This is a genomic window from Acinetobacter sp. AS5, assembly GCF_048957595.1.
Classification (GTDB): domain Bacteria; phylum Pseudomonadota; class Gammaproteobacteria; order Pseudomonadales; family Moraxellaceae; genus Acinetobacter.
In genome coordinates this window covers 33,343-48,506 of the sequence record NZ_JARDAL010000033.1, presented here as the reverse complement: position 1 = coordinate 48,506, position 15,164 = coordinate 33,343, and the positions used below count along the sequence as shown (strand labels likewise).

The 15,164-nt window shown below is 42.6% G+C and carries 16 protein-coding genes; 8 read left to right on the top strand and 8 right to left on the bottom strand.

The window, feature by feature from the left end:
• Nucleotides 1-382 precede the first annotated feature (382 nt).
• Both PV763_RS11500 and PV763_RS11495 read right to left on the bottom strand, forming a co-directional pair.
• Nucleotides 383-1,009 (bottom strand): CatB-related O-acetyltransferase, encoded by a 627-nt coding sequence (locus PV763_RS11500; protein WP_420937866.1) that lies wholly within the window; start codon nt 1,007-1,009, stop codon nt 383-385.
• Nucleotides 1,010-1,110: 101 nt separating this feature from the next.
• Nucleotides 1,111-1,515 (bottom strand): RidA family protein, encoded by a 405-nt coding sequence (locus PV763_RS11495; protein ID WP_004280579.1) that lies wholly within the window; start codon nt 1,513-1,515, stop codon nt 1,111-1,113.
• A 136-nt stretch (nt 1,516-1,651) separates the two neighbouring features.
• Here PV763_RS11495 and PV763_RS11490 point away from each other — a divergent pair, with 136 nt between their 5' ends.
• On the top strand, nt 1,652-2,245 hold the full coding sequence (locus tag PV763_RS11490; RefSeq protein ID WP_420937865.1) for a TetR/AcrR family transcriptional regulator: 594 nt from the start codon (nt 1,652-1,654) through the stop codon (nt 2,243-2,245).
• Between the two features lie 75 nt (nt 2,246-2,320).
• Here the strand turns inward: PV763_RS11490 and greA are convergent, their stop codons facing one another.
• From greA to carA, 3 genes are all read right to left on the bottom strand, one after another.
• A complete protein-coding gene (greA, locus tag PV763_RS11485; protein ID WP_005103954.1) occupies nt 2,321-2,797 on the bottom strand; it encodes a transcription elongation factor GreA in 477 nt (158 codons plus the stop codon).
• A gap of 91 nt (nt 2,798-2,888) precedes the next feature.
• Nucleotides 2,889-6,119 (bottom strand): carbamoyl-phosphate synthase large subunit, encoded by a 3,231-nt coding sequence (gene carB, locus PV763_RS11480; protein WP_184412366.1) that lies wholly within the window; start codon nt 6,117-6,119, stop codon nt 2,889-2,891.
• A 13-nt stretch (nt 6,120-6,132) separates the two neighbouring features.
• Nucleotides 6,133-7,272, bottom strand: a complete 1,140-nt coding sequence (carA, locus tag PV763_RS11475; RefSeq protein ID WP_004280574.1) for a glutamine-hydrolyzing carbamoyl-phosphate synthase small subunit — start codon at nt 7,270-7,272, stop codon at nt 6,133-6,135.
• Nucleotides 7,273-7,580: 308 nt separating this feature from the next.
• On the opposite strand from carA, the gene PV763_RS11470 reads away from it, so the two are divergent.
• Entirely contained in the window at nt 7,581-8,069 is a 489-nt protein-coding gene (locus PV763_RS11470; RefSeq protein WP_129716258.1) for a hypothetical protein, read from the top strand.
• Between the two features lie 104 nt (nt 8,070-8,173).
• Entirely contained in the window at nt 8,174-8,395 is a 222-nt protein-coding gene (locus PV763_RS11465) for a hypothetical protein (RefSeq protein WP_004280572.1), read from the top strand.
• A gap of 148 nt (nt 8,396-8,543) precedes the next feature.
• Here PV763_RS11465 and PV763_RS11460 read toward each other — a convergent pair whose 3' ends face one another.
• Both PV763_RS11460 and yhbY read right to left on the bottom strand, forming a co-directional pair.
• Nucleotides 8,544-9,083 carry a DOMON-like domain-containing protein gene (locus PV763_RS11460; RefSeq protein ID WP_004280571.1) on the bottom strand — a complete coding sequence of 180 codons (540 nt, stop codon included), beginning with the start codon at nt 9,081-9,083 and terminating at the stop codon, nt 8,544-8,546.
• Between the two features lie 11 nt (nt 9,084-9,094).
• Nucleotides 9,095-9,418, bottom strand: a complete 324-nt coding sequence (gene yhbY / locus PV763_RS11455; RefSeq protein ID WP_004645757.1) for a ribosome assembly RNA-binding protein YhbY — start codon at nt 9,416-9,418, stop codon at nt 9,095-9,097.
• Between the two features lie 195 nt (nt 9,419-9,613).
• Between yhbY and rlmE the strand changes: the two genes are divergently transcribed.
• The 5 genes from rlmE (at nt 9,614) to PV763_RS11430 (ending at nt 14,367) form a co-directional block, all read left to right on the top strand.
• Nucleotides 9,614-10,264 carry a 23S rRNA (uridine(2552)-2'-O)-methyltransferase RlmE gene (gene rlmE / locus PV763_RS11450; RefSeq protein ID WP_004645756.1) on the top strand — a complete coding sequence of 217 codons (651 nt, stop codon included), beginning with the start codon at nt 9,614-9,616 and terminating at the stop codon, nt 10,262-10,264.
• Between the two features lie 132 nt (nt 10,265-10,396).
• On the top strand, nt 10,397-12,292 hold the full coding sequence (ftsH, locus tag PV763_RS11445; RefSeq protein WP_420937864.1) for an ATP-dependent zinc metalloprotease FtsH: 1,896 nt from the start codon (nt 10,397-10,399) through the stop codon (nt 12,290-12,292).
• 107 nt (nt 12,293-12,399) lie between these two features.
• Nucleotides 12,400-13,014, top strand: a complete 615-nt coding sequence (locus PV763_RS11440) for a GNAT family N-acetyltransferase (protein ID WP_420937863.1) — start codon at nt 12,400-12,402, stop codon at nt 13,012-13,014.
• Between the two features lie 78 nt (nt 13,015-13,092).
• Complete coding sequence (gene folP, locus PV763_RS11435) at nt 13,093-13,944, top strand: dihydropteroate synthase (RefSeq protein WP_420937862.1); 852 nt, start codon at nt 13,093-13,095, stop codon at nt 13,942-13,944.
• A gap of 108 nt (nt 13,945-14,052) precedes the next feature.
• Nucleotides 14,053-14,367, top strand: coding sequence for a DUF5713 family protein (locus PV763_RS11430; protein WP_004280560.1), 315 nt, complete (start codon nt 14,053-14,055; stop codon nt 14,365-14,367).
• 30 nt (nt 14,368-14,397) lie between these two features.
• Here PV763_RS11430 and PV763_RS11425 read toward each other — a convergent pair whose 3' ends face one another.
• On the bottom strand, nt 14,398-15,084 hold the full coding sequence (locus PV763_RS11425; protein WP_420937861.1) for a hypothetical protein: 687 nt from the start codon (nt 15,082-15,084) through the stop codon (nt 14,398-14,400).
• Nucleotides 15,085-15,164 lie beyond the last annotated feature (80 nt).

Sequence of the window (15,164 nt, the reverse complement as noted above, 5' to 3'; positions counted from 1 at the left end):
AGAAGCACTGCTTCGCAAGGCTAAATGAGTTTTACTATGATCAGCTACCCCAACAAAACAAGGTGGCTTAACTAGAGCGGAATATCACTTATAAATACGCTTTTAGTTGTTCAAACAAGTGGGACCACCTCTTAAGTTTTTAATACATATATCTAATTTTGGTGTGCCATTTATTTGAGAAAGTCGTAGATCTGTGTACATCCATCTAGATGGAAAACCTTGCCCATATACATCTTGATAATCGAACATACCAAAAAAATCGATAATTTTTGGCCCTGATCGGTATTCGGTGATTTCATTGATTAAGTCACGAAGTTTTTCAAGTGTCTTAGTTGATAGATGCATATTTATTCAAAATAATGGTTTGAATTAAATATAATGTTTAGATCAAACTTTGTACATAATTAAGCAGTGATTTCACATCATCCGTTTGCAATTGCTCACGCATTTTTAAAAACTGCTTTTCATCTATATCGTAAATTTTAAGTGAAAGCAGTTTTTCGATATCTTCTTGCGGGAAACGGTATTTAATGATTTTTGCAGGTACGCCGCCCACAACTGCATAAGGTGGCACATCTTCAGTCACAACAGCACCTGTTGCGACCACAGCACCTTCACCAAGCTTTACACCGGGCATAATCATGGCACGAGAACCAATCCAGCAACCATCACCAATAATCGTGTCACCCGCAAGTTCAAAACCCCGTGTATCGAACGGAAATGCTGAAATCCAGTCGGTACGGTGTAATTGGTTGCTGCCCATCATAATCACGCATTCTGCGCCAAAACAGACGAAATTGCCGATATAGAGCTGATCAATCGGCTTCTCAGGCGTTGCAGGCTTATCATGTAAATAACGCACCACACAACGCTCAAAACCCTGATCCCAATAAGCTGAGTAGTATGAGTAATTCCCTTTAATGTGAATATTCGGATTTTTCACCGTTTTCGAAATAAACTCGAACTCACACCAATGCTTTACAGGAGAATTAATTAACTTTTCAGACATAAGGGAGATACAAAAAATAGTGAATAAGAAATTATACCTAATCGGGGTTTAAACTTGCTGAATAATATCTAAAAGACATTCGCGCACGCATAAAACAATGATTAAGCTGTGGTCGATGCTGGAGGAATACGAGCAATCACCTTAATTTCAAAATCAAAACCTGCTAACCACGTGACACCTACAGCTGTCCAATTAGGATAAGGCTTTTGTGTAAACACCTGATTTTTAACTTTCATGATGCTTTCGAACTGCTGTTCTGGATCAGTGTGAAAGGTGGTGACATCAACAATATCATCGAAAGTACAACCAGCCGCTGCCAAAGTTGCAGCTAAGTTTTTAAAAGCCTGTTCTACCTGTTTCTCGAAATCTGGTTCAGGAGAGCCATCTTCACGGCTACCGACCTGACCCGATACAAAGAGTAAATCTTCCGATTTGATCGCAGCAGAATAACCATGCTGTTCATACAGGGCATGGCGGTCTTGGGGAAATATCGCAGTTCTAGTCATGTCTATTCTCATTCAATATCTAATTTATCAGTGAGTGAAAGCAATTTAACTTTCACATACGCCTCGTATGTAAACATAATTGACATACGGTCCGTATGTCAATTAAAATTTTTATGATGATGAGGTAAAGTAATTCATGTCTGTTCGTGAACAAAAGATGGCGGAAACCCGCAAGAAACTGATAGAAGTGGCACGCCGTGCGTTTGCGGAATATGGTTATGCTGGCACTTCAATGGATAAGCTCACGGCAGAAGCAGGGCTGACTCGTGGTGCGCTGTATCATCATTTTGGTGATAAAAAAGGCTTATTTGCTGCAGTGGTCGACCAGATCGATTCGGAAATGGCTTCATCTGCGCAGCAACATCTGGAGCAGCCTGATGATCTGTGGGAAGGATTGATGCTGGAAGGGCGGAACTATATTCAAAATGCCCTGAATCCAGAATTCCAGCGCATTGTGTTACGTGATGGGCCGGCTGTGCTAGGTGATCCTGCACATTGGCCAAGCCAAAACAGATGTTTGCAGTCCACGCGTGAATGTGTTGAACAATTATTGGTAGCAGACCGAATTAAAACAGTTGATCCGGAAGCTGCTGCGGTATTTTTAAATGGTGCAGCGATGAATGCAGCACTCTGGGTGGCTTCTAGCGAACATCCTGAGCAGGTACTCCCTGAGGCCTTATATGCATTTAATTTATTTGCATCAGGGTTTTTAAAAGAAGCACAGAGCTAATTCGTTTGTAGGAAGAGAATTAAAGGTAAAAAACCCCTCAATCGAGGGGTTCATGCAAGCTTAAATATCTAAAATTTAGATATATTCAACTTTCACAATTTCGTATTCAACTTCACCGTTTGGTGTATTGATTTTCACATCGTCGCCTTCGTTTTTACCTAAAAGACCACGTGCGATCGGCGAGTTTACAGAGATCTTGTTAATCTTAAAGTCTGCTTCGTCATCGCCTACAATTTTATAGGTTTTCTGTTCTTCAGTATCCAGATTTTCAATCGTGACCGTTACACCAAAAACCACACGACCATTCTGTTCAAGTTCTTTTACGTCGATCACCTGAGCTGCACCCAGTTTGCCTTCGATGTCCTGAATACGACCTTCACAGAAGCCTTGCTGTTCACGTGCTGCATGGTATTCTGCATTTTCTTTTAAGTCGCCGTGTTCACGCGCTTCTGCAATTGAAGCTGTAATACGTGGGCGATCCACTGTTTTCAGTTGGTGTAATTCTTTCTCTAAGGCAATTTTGCCTTCAGGTGTCATAGGATAACGTTGCATGTTGTCCCTCAAAAGTCAGTTGAAAGATATAAAATCTATAAATAAAAAAAAGCCCGCCACCAAGAAGGTGGCGGGACTTCTTGGAAGTGAATTAACCTTTAGTTAGGTCTTGCAAACGATATACATCCATCGGCAATTTAATTGCTAAAGCTTGGCATACTGCATCCGCACCATTCAATGTAGTTGTGTTATACACTTTACCTTGAAGTGCTGAACGACGGATCGAGAATGAGTCTTCTTGTGCCTTTTTGCCTTCAGTCGTGTTAATCACAAGGTGGATTTCGCCGTTTTTAATACGGTCCACAATGTTAGGACGACCTTCAGTTACTTTATTGACACGTTCACATTCAAGACCAGCATCGCTAATCACTTTAAATGTACCATCAGTTGCAAGAATCTTGAAGCCTAGGTCAATCAATTGTTTTGCGATACCAGCCGCACGTGGTTTATCAGAATCACGTACAGAGATAAATGCGTGTTTCACTTCACCTTCAGTTGGAAGACCTGGTAAACGCTCATTTGCACCTAAAACAGCTTTATAGAACGCTTCACCAAATGTTTTACCAACGCCCATCACTTCGCCAGTCGATTTCATCTCAGGGCCAAGGATCGGGTCAACACCAGGGAATTTGTTGAACGGGAACACTGCTTCTTTGACAGAGAAGTGCTCAGGAATAATCTCAGTTGTGAAGCCTTGCGACTCAAGAGATTGACCAGCCATGCAACGTGCAGCAACTTTCGCTAAAGATTCGCCGATACACTTAGAAACGAATGGCACAGTACGAGACGCACGTGGGTTCACTTCCAAGATGTAAACATCTTCACCTTTGACAGCAAACTGAACGTTCATCAAACCGATTACGCCAAGCTCTTTTGCCATAGCCACGGTTTGACGACGCATTTCGTCCTGAATCTCTTTAGATAGAGAGTAAGGAGGAATCGAACATGCCGAGTCACCTGAGTGAATACCCGCTTGTTCAATGTGCTGCATGATGCCGCCAATCACAACGTCTTTACCGTCAGATACGCAGTCCACGTCAACTTCGATCGCATCATCTAAGAAACGGTCAAGAAGAACAGGCGCTTCGTTAGATGCTTGAACCGCATCACGTAAGTAGCGTTTGAGTTCTTCGTCGTTGTACACGATTTCCATCGCACGACCACCAAGGACGTAAGAAGGACGTACTACAAGCGGGTAGCCGACTTTAGATGCTTCAGCCATACCTTCTTCAGCAGATTTTACAATGCTGTTGTTCGGTTGACGAAGTTGCAGACGTTGAATCATTTGCTGGAAACGTTCACGGTCTTCTGCACGGTCAATCGCGTCAGGTGATGTACCGATAATTGGTGCACCAGCTTCTTCTAAAGCGCGCGCCAATTTAAGCGGAGTTTGACCACCGTACTGTACGATAATGCCTTTAGGCTTCTCGATACGTACGATTTCTAAAACGTCTTCTAAAGTGATTGGTTCGAAGTACAAACGATCAGATGTATCATAGTCAGTAGAAACTGTTTCAGGGTTACAGTTCACCATGATGGTTTCATAGCCGTCTTCACGCATTGCAAGAGCAGCGTGTACACAGCAGTAATCGAATTCGATACCTTGACCAATACGGTTAGGACCGCCACCGATCACCATGATCTTGTCTTTCGCAGACGGATTGGCTTCACACTCTTCATCGTAAGTTGAGTACATGTAGGCTGTATCAGATTCGAATTCTGCAGCACATGTATCGACACGTTTGTAAACTGGCGTTACGCCCAGGTTCCAACGGTGTTTACGGAATTGTTTTTGTGAAATGCCCATCAAGTCCGCAATGCGAAGATCTGATAAACCTTTACGTTTGAACGAACGGATGTTGTCCGCGTTCAAATCACCAAAACCTAAAGTTTTAATTTGGTTTTCAGTTTTAATGATGTCTTCGATTTGAATCAAGAACCAGCGGTCAATGTTCGTTGCAGCGAATACTTCGTCTAAAGTAAAGCCGTGACGGAATGCATCGCCCACATACCAGATACGCTCTGGACCTGGCACTTTAAGTTCTTGCAAGATCTTGTCGCGCGCGCCTTCAGCACCCACTTCAACCTTTTCGTCAAAACCAGAAGCGCCCACTTCAAGACCACGAAGGGCTTTTTGTACAGATTCCTGGAAGTTACGGCCAATCGCCATCACTTCACCGACAGATTTCATCTGAGTCGTCAGTGTCGCATCAGCTTGTGGGAATTTTTCGAAGTTGAAACGAGGAATCTTGGTTACAACGTAGTCGATTGCAGGTTCGAACGATGCAGGCGTTGTACCGCCAGTAATGTCGTTTTTCAACTCATCAAGGGTATAACCTACAGCCAGTTTCGCTGCGATTTTTGCAATCGGGAAACCAGTTGCTTTAGAAGCAAGTGCAGATGAACGTGATACACGTGGGTTCATCTCGATCACGACCATACGACCAGTATTTGGACAAATACCGAACTGTACGTTAGAACCACCTGTTTCAACACCAATTTCACGAAGAACTGCTAGAGAAGCGTTACGTAGTAACTGGAATTCTTTATCTGTAAGCGTTTGAGCAGGGGCAACAGTGATTGAGTCACCAGTGTGTACGCCCATTGGATCAAAGTTTTCAATGGTACATACAATGATACAGTTGTCGTTTTTGTCACGAACAACTTCCATCTCGTATTCTTTCCAGCCAATTAAAGATTCATCAATCAATAATTGTTTAGTCGGAGAAAGATCGAAACCACGTTCACAAATCTCGATAAATTCTTCTTTGTTGTATGCGATACCGCCACCAGAACCACCCATGGTGAATGATGGACGGATAATTACTGGGAAGCCGAAACGTGCTTGAATTTCTAAAGCATGTTCCATTGACTCAGCAACGTCAGCTTTTGGACATTCAAGACCAATTTTACGCATTGCCTGGTCGAACAGTTTACGGTCTTCAGCTTTTTCAATCGCTTCTTTGGTTGCACCGATCAATTCAACATTGAATTTCTCTAAAATGCCGTGCTCATCGAGGGCAAGGGCACAGTTCAATGCCGTTTGACCCCCCATGGTTGGAAGAACAGCATCTGGACGTTCTTTCTCAATGATCGCTGCAACAGTTTGCCAAGTAATTGGCTCAATGTAAGTTGCATCCGCCATGGTTGGGTCGGTCATGATGGTCGCTGGGTTCGAGTTGACCAAAATAACGCGGTAACCTTCTTCACGAAGGGCTTTACATGCTTGAGCACCTGAGTAGTCAAACTCACATGCTTGACCGATGACAATCGGACCAGCACCAATAATCAAGATGCTTTTAATGTCAGTACGTTTAGCCATGATGCTTCCTTAATTACTTCTTAGATGCTTCGATAAGTTCGATGAAATGATCGAACAATGGTGCGCAGTCATGTGGACCCGGGCTGGCTTCAGGGTGACCCTGGAAGCTGAACGCAGGTTTGTCTGTACGATGGATACCTTGGTTGGTGCCATCAAACAGCGAGCGATGCGTTACACGCAACACATCAGGCAGATTGCTTTCATCGACTGCGAAGCCATGGTTTTGAGAAGTAATCATCACTGTACCGTTATCAAGATTTTGTACAGGATGGTTCGCACCGTGGTGGCCGTGAGGCATTTTTAAGGTTTTAGCACCACTTGCAAGCGCAAGGATCTGGTGACCCAGGCAGATACCAAATACTGGAATTTCAGTGGTTTCTACAATTGTTTTTACAGCTTCAATTGCGTAGTCACATGCAGCCGGATCACCAGGACCGTTCGAAAGGAACACGCCATCTGGATTCAGTGCAAGTACATCAGCAGCAGGAGTTTGCGCCGGCACAACAGTCAGTTTACAACCGCGGTCTGCGAGCATACGTAAGATGTTGGTTTTGACACCGTAATCGTATGCAACAACATGGAATTTAGCTTCTGGTTGAGAGAAACCTTTGCCTAATGTCCAAGAGCCTTCAGTCCATTCAAAACCTTCAGGGTCGCAACATTCTTTTGCCAGGTCTAAACCGTTTAAACCACCAAATGCACGTGCTTTTTCAAGCGCTTCAGCTTCAGTGATATTTTCGCCAGCAAGGATACAGCCATTTTGCGCACCTTTGTCACGTAAGATACGTGTCAATTTACGCGTGTCGATATCCGCAATTGCCACAACATTGTGTTGTACCAAATATTCAGCTAATGATTGGGTTGAACGGAAGTTACTGTGCAGTAAAGGCAGGTCACGAATGATCAATCCGTTCGCCCAAACCTTATGAATACGACCTGATTCAGCGTCTTCTTCATTACAGCCTGTGTTACCGATATGTGGGTAAGTCAGTGTCACAAGTTGCTGTGCATAACTCGGGTCAGTCAAAATTTCTTGATAGCCAGTCATGGCAGTGTTGAAAACGACTTCACCAGTCGTACTACCCGATGCGCCAATCGAAGTACCTTTAAAGATAGTTCCGTCGGCAAGGGCTAAAATTGCTGGGGTGCTCAAACCAAAGCTCCTGAAATTTAGGCTGTAAAAAAGCGAGAAGACGAAAAAAAAGGAAGGCTATTTTTTAAACCTACCCTCCTATGTCTGCTCGCTTGAACTTAACACGGCATTATACGCAGAATGACCCCTAAAGTCCAACGGCTTTGCAGCGAAAGTATGAGATAAATGGCTTGCTTTTTGCATGGAAGTCTGTTTTGTAAGCAATGTGAAAAAATGTAAGCAATTAATAATTGTCAGACAAATCAAATCTTAACTTTTATCAAATCTACTAATATAGCTTAGTCGATATAACAATAGGAACAAGACAAATGGCTACAGCACCTAAATCTACTACATCTAAAAAAATCACTCCGAGCGTGGTGACTGAAACTGCCGAGAAGCTTGAAAAAGTAGCAGTCGAGGCTAAAGATCAGGCAATTGGAACCATCGAGGAAAGTAAGGAAAAGCTTGAAGTTGAAGCCAAGCAGTTAAGCGACACTGTGCAGGAACAATTGCGTCAATTTAAGCAGGAGGTGTTACAGCGTATTGATACTTTGAAGGAGCAGATTTTCGGTTCACAGAAAGAATTAACCGAATTAAAAAGCTTTATCAAGACAGAATTCAACGCTGTCGTCGAAGACTTATCCAATCTGGGTAAAGAACTGAAAGAAGATGTCAGCCAGATTTCGACCAAACATAAGGAACATCTGACCGATACTTTTAAACGTTCTAAGGACAGTACCATTGAAGTACTAAAAAAAGTCAAACCCGTGGTGAAAACAGAGAGCTCAGACAAAAGTCCTGAGCTGAAAAGTTAGGCTGCGCTGAAAGGCCGCTAGTTAAAAAAAGGAGAACAATCAAATGTTCTCCTTTGTCTTTATGCAGCAAAACGGACTCACAATAACAATTAAAGGGGGTCACGATGCAACAGCATTTTGTAGGTGTACTTATTTTACTGATATTGATCATGCTACTGAATCTGGAAAGCGGATTGGGGCGCATACTTTATCTAGGTGTAATCGTATTATGTCTGGGAGTACTGGGACTGGTGTTTGGGACCATTCTTCTGATGATCATTACTTTTGCTTTTATTCTTTATGCTGCTGTGAAATCCATTCAGGAACAGCATCATCTGCATCATTAAAATATGAACGTTGAAAACGATAAAAAATCTAAAATAATTACATAGAGGATCAATCATTGTTGAGCAATAAACAAAAACGTGAGACTTTAAGTCTCACGTTTTATTCGCCTATTACACTTTAAATAGCTGATGCACAGCGTTAATCTATTTAAAACACATGCAACCAGTCACGTTTATTATGAAAATCTGCCTGAGGACTACTATGCTGCATGGCATAGTATTGATCACCTTGCGAGGTTTTTAAAACAGCAGATAAACCCAGGAACAAGTTTTCCCATTTCAGTTTATGTGTTGCCATAAAATCAGTCAGATCCACACTGACATTGAGACCATAATGCGTACGTTTGAGCTGATTCAGCTCAATATCATCCGCAGCTTGCGGTGGCATATCTTCAGGATAACGGTATTCTTCGAATTGATAAGCCTGCCAGGCCTGAGAAGGGGAAAGATTAATCTCACGATAAAAATCCTCGCCCTGAACCCCAATAAAAATTTCAAAGCAGGTCTGTTCCCACAGGAAATCCTGACGGGGATGTGCCGTCACCATGTCGGGCCATAAGATGTACTGATTGGGATCACGGATCCAGAAGCCCACATTTAAATTGCATGGGCCTTGCTGTTCGATGGCGGCAACCAGAGAGATGGCCTGAAAACGGCGATCAAATGCGCTAAGTTCGTAACTTGCCATAAGTCCTGTACTTAGTTAGACAAATGAGCGAAACGGACAAGGTTGGACAATTTTTGGTTCTGTTTTGCCGCTTTCTTATAAAGCAGTGCAATTTTACCAATAGTTTGAACCACTTCAGCACCAGTCGCTTCTGAAATTTCAACAATCAGTGCTGCACGCGCTTCACGATCTTCAGCTACGATTTTTACTTTAATCAGTTCGTGATCGTTTAAAGCACGCGCCAATTCTTCGATGACATTTTCAGTCAGGCCTTTGTCACCCAGCATAACGACCGGGTTTAAAGCATGTCCGATTTGACGTAAACGCTTACGTTCCTGAATAGATAAAGACGCCATGAGAGATAACCTGAATTTTAAAACGGCTTAGTATAGCAAAAGCAAAAAACAAACGCTTTAAATTATCAGGAAATAATCATTTCCAATATCTCTTCATAACGAGCAAAACTCCTAGATTTAGATACACATGTATACTGCAAAATATGTCTTTTTCACGTACAATTAATAATTGGACGTTTTTTTATTTAGAGAGTTATGGCTACACGCATTACCAACCAAAAGTTATCTAAAAGTAGTCGTGATTGGATGAGAGAGCATTTAGACGATCCTTATGTGAAAAAGGCACAAAAGGACGGATATCGTGCGCGTGCAGCATATAAGCTCTTAGAGATGCAAGAAAAGTACAAAATCATCAAACCCGGCATGACCGTGGTCGACTTGGGTGCAGCCCCCGGCAGTTGGTCACAAATCGCAGGTAAATTGGTCGGCGACAAAGGTTTATTGATTGCATCTGACATTTTACCAATGGATGCATTACCTGATGTGACTTTCTTGCAAGGCGACTTTCGCGAAGAAGAAGTCTTCCAGCAATTGTTAGAAATTTTAGATGGTCGTACTGTAGACGTTGTAATTTCAGATATGGCCCCCAATACATCAGGTAATAAGGCTGTAGATCAACCGCGTCAGATTTACTTGTGTGAACTTGCACTGGATTTTGCCAATAAGGTGCTAGGCCCTAAAGGTCAATTTGTGGTAAAAGTTTTCCAAGGCTCAGGGTTTGACGAATTCCGTAAGCAAGTGGTTGATAGTTTTGATGTTCTGAAAACATCTAAACCTCTGGCATCACGTGCTCGTTCCAAGGAAGTTTTCCTGATCGGGCAGGGACGTAAGAAGGCTTTAAAATAAGTCTACTTGCCAAGTCGTTAAAAATTGTGCATTTTGTACGTTTTCAGATAATTGTAAGTTGATTTACAGCTTAAGTATTAAGGTCACCCTGAACAGGGCATGATCAAATTAGATTGGAATGGGAATAAAGCTTTGAGCGATCTTTTTAAGAATGCCGTATTGTGGCTCGTGATACTGGGTGTGCTGGTGTTAATCTTCAGCAACGTCAGTGACCGCAATCAACCGACTACAATGAACTACTCAGAGTTTGTTGCCGCGGTCAATGCTGGCCAAATTAAACAAGTTGTGATTGACGGCGAAAGAATCCGTGGCGAAAAATCAAACGGTTCAGAGTTTGAAAGTATTCGTCCGGCAGTTCAGGATCCTGAACTGATGCCAAGCCTGATTAAAAATAATGTTGTGGTTGAAGGTGAAGCACCACAACGTCAAGGCTTGCTCATGCAGTTGCTTATTGCAAGTTTCCCTGTACTTTTAATCATTTTGTTATTCATGTTCTTTATGCGCAACATGGGTGGCGGTGCAGGTGGTAAAAACGGCCCAATGAGTTTTGGTAAATCTAAAGCCAAAATGCTGTCTGAAGACCAGATTAAAGTCACTTTCACTGATGTTGCTGGTTGTGACGAAGCCAAGCAAGAAGTCGTTGAAATCGTAGATTTCCTGAAAGATCCAACCAAATTTAAACGTCTGGGTGCGAGTATTCCACGCGGTGTGTTAATGGTCGGTCCTCCAGGTACGGGTAAAACCCTACTTGCCAAAGCCATTGCCGGTGAAGCGAAAGTTCCATTCTTTAGTATTTCAGGTTCTGACTTCGTTGAGATGTTTGTCGGTGTCGGTGCATCCCGTGTTCGTGACATGTTCGAACAGGCGAAACGTCATGCGCCATGTATCATCTTTATTGATGAGATTGATGCAGTCGGTCGTCATCGTGGTTCAGGTACTGGTGGTGGTCACGATGAACGTGAACAGACACTGAACCAGATGCTGGTTGAAATGGACGGCTTTGAGGGCAATGAAGGCATTATCGTGATTGCTGCAACCAACCGTGCAGATGTACTGGATAAAGCACTTCTTCGTCCAGGCCGTTTTGACCGTCAAGTTGTGGTTGGTTTGCCAGACATTAAAGGTCGTGAACAAATCCTGAATGTACATTTGAAAAAATTGCCTTCAGTGACAGGTGTGGATGTTAAAGTTCTTGCACGTGGTACACCGGGCTTCTCGGGTGCGCAATTAGCAAACCTGGTGAATGAAGCTGCTTTATTTGCTGCACGCCGTAACAAGAACACCGTCGATATGCATGACTTTGAAGATGCAAAAGACAAGCTGTATATGGGTCCTGAGCGTAAATCGATGGTACTTCGTGATGAAGAGCGTCGTGCGACGGCTTATCATGAAGCAGGTCATGCGATTGTTGCTGAAAGCTTGCCAGGTACAGATCCTGTGCATAAGGTGACAATCATGCCACGTGGCTGGGCTTTAGGTGTTACCTGGCAGCTGCCTGAATTTGACCAGACCAGCCATTACAAAGACAAAATGTTGAATGAACTTTCGATTTTGTTTGGTGGCCGTATTGCTGAAGAAGTCTTCATTAACCAGATGTCGACCGGCGCTTCAAATGACTTCGAACGTGCAACCAAAATGGCACGTGCGATGGTGACCAAATATGGTATGTCGGACAAACTCGGTGTCATGGTCTATGAAGAAGATGCACAGCAATCTTTCATGGGCAGTATCGGTAGCCGCAGTATTTCGGAAACCACACAACTAGAAGTCGATCGTGAAATTCGTCGAATTCTGGATGAGCAATATAAAATCGCACGCGATATCCTGGAAAGCAAAAAAGATATTGCCCATGCGATGGTGAAAGCCTTGATGGAATGGGAAACTATTGATCGTGATCAAATCCGTGACATCATGGAAGGTCGTGAGCCTCAGCCACCAAAAGTCTATGTTGCAGACAATCCTGTGATTGATGTAACCCCAGATCCAGATGATGGTCCGTTGACTCCTCCACCATTGCCAGCGAACTAAGCTCAATAAAAAAACCACCTTCGGGTGGTTTTTTTTATGCTTGTCATTTTTGTCATATCTTTTTGAGTGTTATATTGAGCGATTAAAAATGAATAAGAAAAACAAAAATGAATATGCCTGTTCTGGAATCCAGTGTTTACCAGCTTCGTCTTGAACCGTTGAGCTGGGAACATTTTTCTGATTTAGTGGTTGCATGCACCGAAGAAAATTTAGGTGAGGTTTTATATAACTCGGTGCCTTATCTGCATAACTTAAAAAAATATTTTTCTCAGGCTTTTGAACAGCAAGCTCAAGGTGGAAGGATGGCTTTTGCCGTCATCGATTTAAACTCCGGCCAAGCAATTGGAACCACCAGTTATCATGATATTAAGGCAGAAATTCCACGTTTTGAAATTGGTTATACCTGGTATGCCAAGCGCTATCACAGAACCTATGTAAATCGCGTCTGTAAATATCTTTTGTTAAGACATGCTTTTGAAAATTTAAATGCTCAGGTCGTCGGCTTTCGGACTGATCATCTTAATGTCACGAGCCAGAAAGCGATTGAAGGAATAGGTGCCAAGCGAGATGGCATCATTAGGTGTCATATGCTACGTAAAGATGGACAGACTATTCGAGATAGCTATATCTATAGTATTTTAGAAAGTGAATGGGCAGATGTGAAAGCATTATTACAAACTAAACTGATGCAATATTCCCGAAACAATTACTTCGAAATCTAGGTCCTGGCCTTATTCAGCTTTGCTTTATTTAATTATCCATAAGACAATATGGGAGTTATTTTGAGTGAGTATTAAATCATGCAGCTGATGCCTTTGTTACCACATGTATGGAGATTTGGTGATTTAAAATTGGATTTATCCCAGCCGCATGTGATGGGGATTCTCAATGTCACCCCAGACTCTTTTAGTGATGGTGGTCGGCATAATCAAAAAGAAGACGCAGTTGCCCGTGCACTGGAAATGATGGCAGAAGGCGCCACGGTAATTGATATTGGCGGTGAATCGACCCGTCCAGGTGCCGCAGTGGTAGAAGTGGAAGAAGAAATTCGCCGCGTAGTGCCTGTGGTGGAAGAACTGGCTAAACATAAGGTCATTCTCTCGATTGATACGTCGCAACCTGAAGTCATACGCGCAGCGGTTCGGGCCGGAGCACATATCTGGAATGATGTCCGTGCTTTGACTCGGCCGAATGCATTGCAGACCGCAGCAGAACTCAATATTCCAGTGATCATCATGCATATGCGCGGTGAGCCGACCACCATGAACAATCTGGATCAATATGAGGATGTCACTAAAGATGTGATACGCGAGTTATCCCAACGTGTTCAGGATGCTTTAGATGTTGGAGTAAAAGCGGAAAATATCATGATTGATCCAGGTTTTGGTTTCGCTAAAAATGCCCAGCAAAATTTAAAGCTGTTGCAAGAGTTTTATAAATTGACAGAAATGGGCTATCCGATTTTGTCTGCTTTATCACGTAAACGCTTTATCGGAGCAGTTTTGGATGGGGCAGAACCACAAGAGCGTGCAGTGGGTTCAGCAACAGCGCATTTGTTGAGTATTCAGCAGGGTGCATGTATGGTACGGGCACATGATGTTAAAGTCACAGCCGATGCGATTAAAGTCTGGCAAGCTATGCAAATGGTTTAAAAATCGAGGCTGGGAAATCCCTACATTGGCAATGTTGTTTGGCTTTTAAGCAACAATATGCTATATAGGCACGCTTAGATTAGATAGTCATCCTTTAGAGTGCCTGTAATGTTTGCAGATTTACTTCTCCCCATGTTCGATGATGAGTATTATCCCGATATTCTGGTTGCTGAAATCAAGCAGCACATCGAACGTTTTGCCCAAAAAGTCGCTAAATCAGGTTTGTCAGATCAAGAAATTTACCAGCTTGCCAATCTGACTGTGGCTGATATCAATATCATGAAACCTCAGTTCGAAGATCTGGATTCGTCTCTGGATGATACTGCCGCGGATTATATTGCCGAAGCCATGATGATGGTGGTGCAAGAGCACGGCCTGTTCGAGATTGAAATGGAAGAACTGATTACCAATCGTGAATGGTGATTTAAGAAAACCCTGCAGATGCAGGGTTTTTTATTGTCTGTTCAAATAATCTTTAAAGCTATTAAAGCAAATTGAGCCGAGTAATTGTTGCTCTTCATTCATGCATTGCTGATAAAGGTTTTGGTAATAAGCGTGCAGATTTGACTGACCCTGAATCTGTTGTGGTGTTTTGGATTTAGACTGTTGATAAGCCCAAAAAGCCAGTTGCCGGAGTTTCTGCAACCTGATCTGATCAATTGCGCTACAGGAACTTTTAAATAAAGGTTCCAGGATGACCACCCCAAAGGAGGAAATCGCTAAAAAGATCATGCTGATAATGATCAGCACATCCGAATGAATCAGATAAAGGTTAAGCAGCAAACATAGAAAAATTGGAATTTGCAGATAGAGACAGTTTTGCAAACGCTGACTATAGGCTTTGGAACTAAATTGTGCCTGATATTGCGCATACCAGATATAGGGATACAGTAGTGCCATCAGCATAATTAAGGTGACATTAAAGGCAATCGTAGCATTTTTGAAAAAATAATATTCCAGAAATACCGAGCTGATACTACAGGCTACACAGACCAGAAGGGACAGTAAATTAATCGCGATAACGAACTGGATATTTTGCAGGGCATTAAATTTAAAGCGGCTATAATGCAACTTTAGGAAAAAAGCATCTGGATGACGTAATTGTAATGTGGCGAGATCGAAGTGTTTTAATTCTGACATGGGGGATTTCGCGCTAAAAAATATAAAATTCAGGCACAAAAAAACCAGCACAATGCTGGATTTTTTATTACACCATTTTA